Genomic DNA, 5,513 nt, shown 5'->3' with positions numbered 1-5,513 from the left:
TATTGGGGATCAGAAAGTTCAGCTCCAGACGCCCCTTGTCCTCGTGCTCCACCCACAGAATGCTGTACTGATCTTTATCAAGTCCGGGCATCAGAACCCGCTCGAAGCTGGCCATCAGTTTTTCCCGCTGGCCGGGAGGCAGATCGGCCTCCGCAAACGACAGGACGCCGGAGGTGTATTTCTTCACGTAAGGCGACGCGTCGATCAGCTCCCGGACTTCTTCCGGCTTCCCCTGCAGGACGCTGGCGCCTTCACGCTGCCGGTCTTTACCCAGCAGATAGTCCACCGGCCCGGCGCCACCGCCGCGACCGCGTGGATGAAATTTAACGATCATCGTCCGTTCCTTTCTCAAGAACGGCGTGCCGCAGCCGCTCAAGCCCGGCATCGATGGCCATCAGCGCCGCCACAATCTGCACCCGGTCATGACCGGTACCGACGCCGGCGTTAACACGGCGGGCTATCTGGTTCAGGTTGTTGCCCATACCGGCAAGCTGGCGCAGCAGCGCCGGCGAGATCGAAGGAAGTTTTGCGGTACGAGCCGGCTTTTCGTCCAGGCAGGTCTGCCGCATCCACGCCGCCAGCTGCCTGCCGTCGCAGCGCTCAAGTAGCCGCCTGTGCTCATCCTCCGTCACCCACATGGTGAGCATCTTGTTCCGTTTCTCTGACAAAACAGTCTCCTGATAACCCCGGGACGGGCGGGAAAACCTTTCCCGGTCGGCGCGGGGTTGGACAAGCCGCAGGCGCGTCAGTGGCTGTTAGCGGGTTTCGGGGCGCAGCCCTGAACCAGTCACGTAGCGCTAGCGGAGTGTATACTGGCTTACTATGTTGGCACGGATGCGAATATCAGTGAAGTGCTTCATGTGGCAGGAGAAAAATGCAGCAGCGGAGCGTCAGCAGAATATGCGATACAGGATATATTCCGCTTCCTCGCTCACTGACTCGCTGCGCTCGGTCGTTCGGCTGCGGCGAGCGGTACCGGCTTACAGGCGGGGCGGAAATTTCCTGGGAGATGCCAGAAAGAAGCTTAACAGGGAAGCGATAAGGCCGCGGCGAAGCCGTTTTTCCATAGGCTCCGCCCCCCTGACAAGCATCACGAAATCTGACGCTCAAATCAGTGGTGGCGAAACCCGACAGGACTATAAAGATACCAGGCGTTTCCCCCTGGTGGCTCCCTCGTGCGCTCTCCTGTTCCTGCCTTTCGGTTTACCGGTGTCATTCCGCTGTTATGGCCGCGTTTGTCTCATTCCACGCCTGACACTCAGTTCCGGGAAGGCAGTTCGCTCCAAGCTGGACTGTATGCACGAACCCCCCGTTCAGTCCGACCGCTGCGCCTTATCCGGTAACTATCAACTTGAGTCCAATCCGGAAAAACACGACAAAGCGCCACTGGCAGCAGCCACTGGTAACAGGTTTAGAGGAGGAGAGTCTTGAAGTTTCGGGTGCGATAAGGCTACACTGAAAGGACAGTTTTGGTGACTGTGCTCCTCCAAGCCAGTTACCGCGGTTCAAAAGAGCGTCAACTCTTGCGAACCTTCGAAAAAGCCACCTTGCCGGGTGGTTTTTTCGTTTTCAGAGCAAGAGATTACGACGCAACGGAAAGGATCTCAAGAAGATCATCTGTGATGTTCGACAGATATGGGGATATGCACCATGGCCTATCCGGCTTTAACTGAAATGGCGACATCCTTAACCGCAGTCTCAACCCCTGCAGCATTCCTCTGAATGCTGGTCATAACTTCACCCGCTTCGCGCATGAGTGTAACCCCTTCCCGAGTGTTCATCAGGCTGTTTTCAATGCCACAGAGAACATCCTTGGCCAGTTGACTATTGCTGGCCACGACTTGCTCAATTTCTTCAGTCGCGCTACTGACGCTCGCCGCAAGATTACGCACTTCTGCGGCAACAACCGCAAAACTTCTTCCGGATGCGCCAGCCCTTGCTGCTTCAATCGCGGCATTCAGTGCAATAAGTCTTGTCTGCATGGCAAACTTCCGGATGGTTTCCACCATATCGTCAATACTTTCAGACTGATTGTTGAGCCGTGAGATATCGGTGGAGACAGCCCCCATCCCCTGCGCAATTCTGTCAATCATAAGGATGCTATTTTCAATAACATTGGCACCGTTCTGCGCACTTTCTCGGGTCTGCACGGCCATATCCCATGCATGCACAGCAGCCTCTTGCTCTCTCTGGTTTCGCAGGACATCAGCCGTAACATCTGTAGCGAATTTCACAATTTTATAAAGCTGCCCATCACTGTTAAAGACAGGGTTATAAGTTGCACGGAACCACAGAGGGTCTCCCTGACGGTTAAGGCGTGGAAACAGACCAGAAAAAAACTCACCTTGATTCAGACTCTCCCAGAAATGTCGGTATTCATCACTTTTGTAAAGCGTCTCGGCACAGAACAGACGATGATGCTTACCTATGATTTCATCCCGCTTATAGCCAGTGGCATTGACGAAATTTTCATTTGCTTCAAGCACGATCCCTTCAGGATTGAAGGTGATGATGGCCATAGAACGGTTTATGGCATTTACGACTGCTTCCTGCTCAAGAGCAGAATGCACGCGCTCAGAAATATCGGCAGCAATTTTAATGACTCTGATAACACGGCCGCGCCTGTCAGAAACGGGGATATAACTGGCTTCAAGCCATACGGAACGATTTCCCTTTGCCAGCCGCAGGTACTTGCCACTAAAGCTTTCTCCCCTGGCAAGGCGCTGCCAGAACTGGCTGTATTCCGGTGAACTTACCAGCGAGGGCGGGCAGAATATACGATGGTGGTGACCGATTATTTCATCAGCCCTGTACCCCATAGTGGAGAGAAAAAGCGGGCTGGCTTTATTTATCACCCCCTCCGGACTGAACTCAATGACAGGCTTATTCTGACAAATTGCGTCATACGAAATGGCTGATCGCTGGAGGTTCAGGGAGAACATATTTTTAAGTGAAAACATATGAATCAGATTGCCCGGATAATGTAAGTACTGCCATGGTTATCGGCTACTCCTTATGTAGCGTTATATATTACTGCGACAGGGCGGGAAAAAGCCCGCTCTTCAGCCATGCCGGCATGATGTCCGGCTCCGGATTTCACGCGTAAAAAACCCGCCATCTTTAGCGGGCTGAACAATAAGAAAATGTTCATATTTACGGCAAATCCGCCGGCTCCAGCAGAGAAGCTGGCGTCTATCAATCTTGGAAGAACCAGCGCAGCTCCGCATGCATTAACAGGCATCAGAAGGCAAAAAAATGGCTCACATCCGGGAGCCGGAAAACACTCAACTGCCTGGATCGCAGCACATCCTTTGTGAAGGATAATTTAAGTATCGGCCGGATTGCCGCGGGCATAAGCCCGGCCGGCATAATTTTTTCCGTATCCGCCAGACCTCGGCTTTTAACATAACACCCCTTGCCCGCACCGCAGAAACGGGGTTGGCTGCGTTTCCGGTGCCAGACGCGAGAAAGTGGCGACAGACATGACGAAAAAACACCAAAAACGCAGCCGCTGGATATTACACTGATGCATAGTCATGCAGCCAGATGCATGCAGCGTAAAGTCACACTAAAATCAGCGCGAACGCCTTAAAAACCGGCAAATGCCTCTCCGGCAACTCACACAGCTCCATCACCAGGTAAAAACAGTTCAGCAGGGCTTCAATAACGTTGAGAATTTTCATCACTTCCTCCGGGATAAGTCACTACCATTCCGGTAGTCAGCCTATTTAGCAGGAACGCGATGAGCCCTTCTTCGTGCGGGCTGTCACCTCATCTTCGGACCATCGAAACTCTTCTGCTTCTGTCGGAGCGTCAGCTCCAGCTCGTTCTGACGCTGATACTCCAGTGCAGCCTTCTCCTCGATGGCATTCAGTTCCCGGACAAGCGGCGCAGCTGCTCGCTTAAACTCAGCACCTGCGTGCTCAAGTCCGACACGCGCTCGTTCAGCACCGCGTTCTCCCGTTGCATAAGTCCACACATGCTCCGCCATTCCGCGAAGGCGCTCTCCCATTCGTCCAGCCTTTGCGAGTAGTCCTGCTGTAGCTGCTCTAATGCGCTCAGCAACTGCTTTTCCAGCTCTGTCATTTTCCGCTACTCCTGTTTCAGGCGGATCCAGGTCGTCCCGTCGTAGGGGATGGCTTCGGCTTGCATCCCCGGCGGCAGGATAAGGAACCTCCGGCCGTCGTTGCTCTCCTGATAGCGTACTCCCCACGTCCGGGCGGTCATTTTCGCCAGGGTATCTTCCTGCTGACGAAGATGTGTGTAATTGTCGGTTATCTGCCGTCCCTGCCACCACAGAATGCTCCCGCTCGTGGCGATCAGCAGCGCTGACACCATCAGGATGGTGAGCCATGTCCTCCCGGCCGTCAGCAACACGCTCCGCCGGTTTTTCTCCATCGCCTCGCTCATACTCTGCTCGTGGGCGCTGATGGCGTCGCTGATTCTCCTCGCGCTTGCGTTCAGTTCCGCTCTGACAGACTGCTCGTGCTCGCTGAATGCGGCTTTCAGCATCTCGCCGGTACTCTTCTGCTGCGCTTTCGATTGCTGCTCTAAGTCCTTCGCCAGCGTTAAAAGACTGCTCATAGATGGCTCCCTTCAGTCGGATGTTTCGCCCCCCGTCAGGGTCGGCAATGCTGATACTGCTTTTCGTTGTACGCACCACCTCAAAACCTGCACCTTCAAGAGCCTCAGTGACGTCCTGACGGCTTTTCAGCTCCCCGGACGAGGCTAAGCTCAGCAGTCCACGGGTGATGGCTTCTGCGGCTTCCTGCTTCGTTTTCGGCAGTCCGGCCGGCGTGACCAGCGCCCGGCGGTTTTCCGGCGCGTTCGGATCGTGCAGCCCCAGTCTGCCGTTCACGATGGTCTGCCAGGCATCGATACGCGGCCGGTCGGCGCGGTCGTAGTACGGCTGGAGCCGCCTGCCGGTCAGCAGCTCGGTATTGGGGATCAGAAAGTTCAGCTCCAGACGCCCCTTGTCCTCGTGCTCCACCCACAGAATGCTGTACTGATCTTTATCAAGTCCGGGCATCAGAACCCGCTCGAAGCTGGCCATCAGTTTTTCCCGCTGGCCGGGAGGCAGATCGGCCTCCGCAAACGACAGGACGCCGGAGGTGTATTTCTTCACGTAAGGCGACGCGTCGATCAGCTCCCGGACTTCTTCCGGCTTCCCCTGCAGGACGCTGGCGCCTTCACGCTGCCGGTCTTTACCCAGCAGATAGTCCACCGGCCCGGCGCCACCGCCGCGACCGCGTGGATGAAATTTAACGATCATCGTCCGTTCCTTTCTCAAGAACGGCGTGCCGCAGCCGCTCAAGCCCGGCATCGATGGCCATCAGCGCCGCCACAATCTGCACCCGGTCATGACCGGTACCGACGCCGGCGTTAACACGGCGGGCTATCTGGTTCAGGTTGTTGCCCATACCGGCAAGCTGGCGCAGCAGCGCCGGCGAGATCGAAGGAAGTTTTGCGGTACGAGCCGGCTTTTCGTCCAGGCAGGTCTGCCGCATCCACGC

The 5,513-nt window shown here is 55.6% G+C and carries 4 protein-coding genes and 1 pseudogene; all 5 read right to left on the bottom strand.

Annotated elements, in window-relative coordinates; all coding sequences use genetic code 11:
* A pseudogene (locus tag CCOS865_RS27995) lies at window positions 1-334 on the bottom strand (relaxase/mobilization nuclease domain-containing protein); the annotation flags it as partial.
* On the bottom strand, window positions 324-668 hold the full coding sequence (locus CCOS865_RS27990) for a MobC family plasmid mobilization relaxosome protein (protein ID WP_032976203.1): 345 nt from the start codon (window positions 666-668) through the stop codon (window positions 324-326). The gene CCOS865_RS27990 and the pseudogene CCOS865_RS27995, both read right to left, overlap by 11 nt.
* A 987-nt stretch (window positions 669-1,655) precedes the next feature.
* Window positions 1,656-2,960, bottom strand: a complete 1,305-nt coding sequence (locus tag CCOS865_RS27965) for a methyl-accepting chemotaxis protein (protein WP_007899670.1) — start codon at window positions 2,958-2,960, stop codon at window positions 1,656-1,658.
* Window positions 2,961-3,766: 806 nt separating this feature from the next.
* Window positions 3,767-5,272 carry a plasmid mobilization relaxase MbeA gene (gene mbeA, locus CCOS865_RS28920; RefSeq protein ID WP_007899683.1) on the bottom strand — a complete coding sequence of 502 codons (1,506 nt, stop codon included), beginning with the start codon at window positions 5,270-5,272 and terminating at the stop codon, window positions 3,767-3,769.
* The coding region (locus tag CCOS865_RS27955) for a MobC family plasmid mobilization relaxosome protein (RefSeq protein WP_119147025.1) at window positions 5,262-5,513 on the bottom strand (252 nt) is incomplete at its 5' end. The genes CCOS865_RS27955 and mbeA, both read right to left, overlap by 11 nt.

The sequence above is a fragment of the Pseudomonas reidholzensis genome (assembly GCF_900536025.1).
GTDB lineage: Bacteria > Pseudomonadota > Gammaproteobacteria > Pseudomonadales > Pseudomonadaceae > Aquipseudomonas > Aquipseudomonas reidholzensis.
The sequence above is the reverse complement of the archived record's forward strand: the minus strand, read 5'-3'. Positions and strand labels throughout refer to the sequence as shown.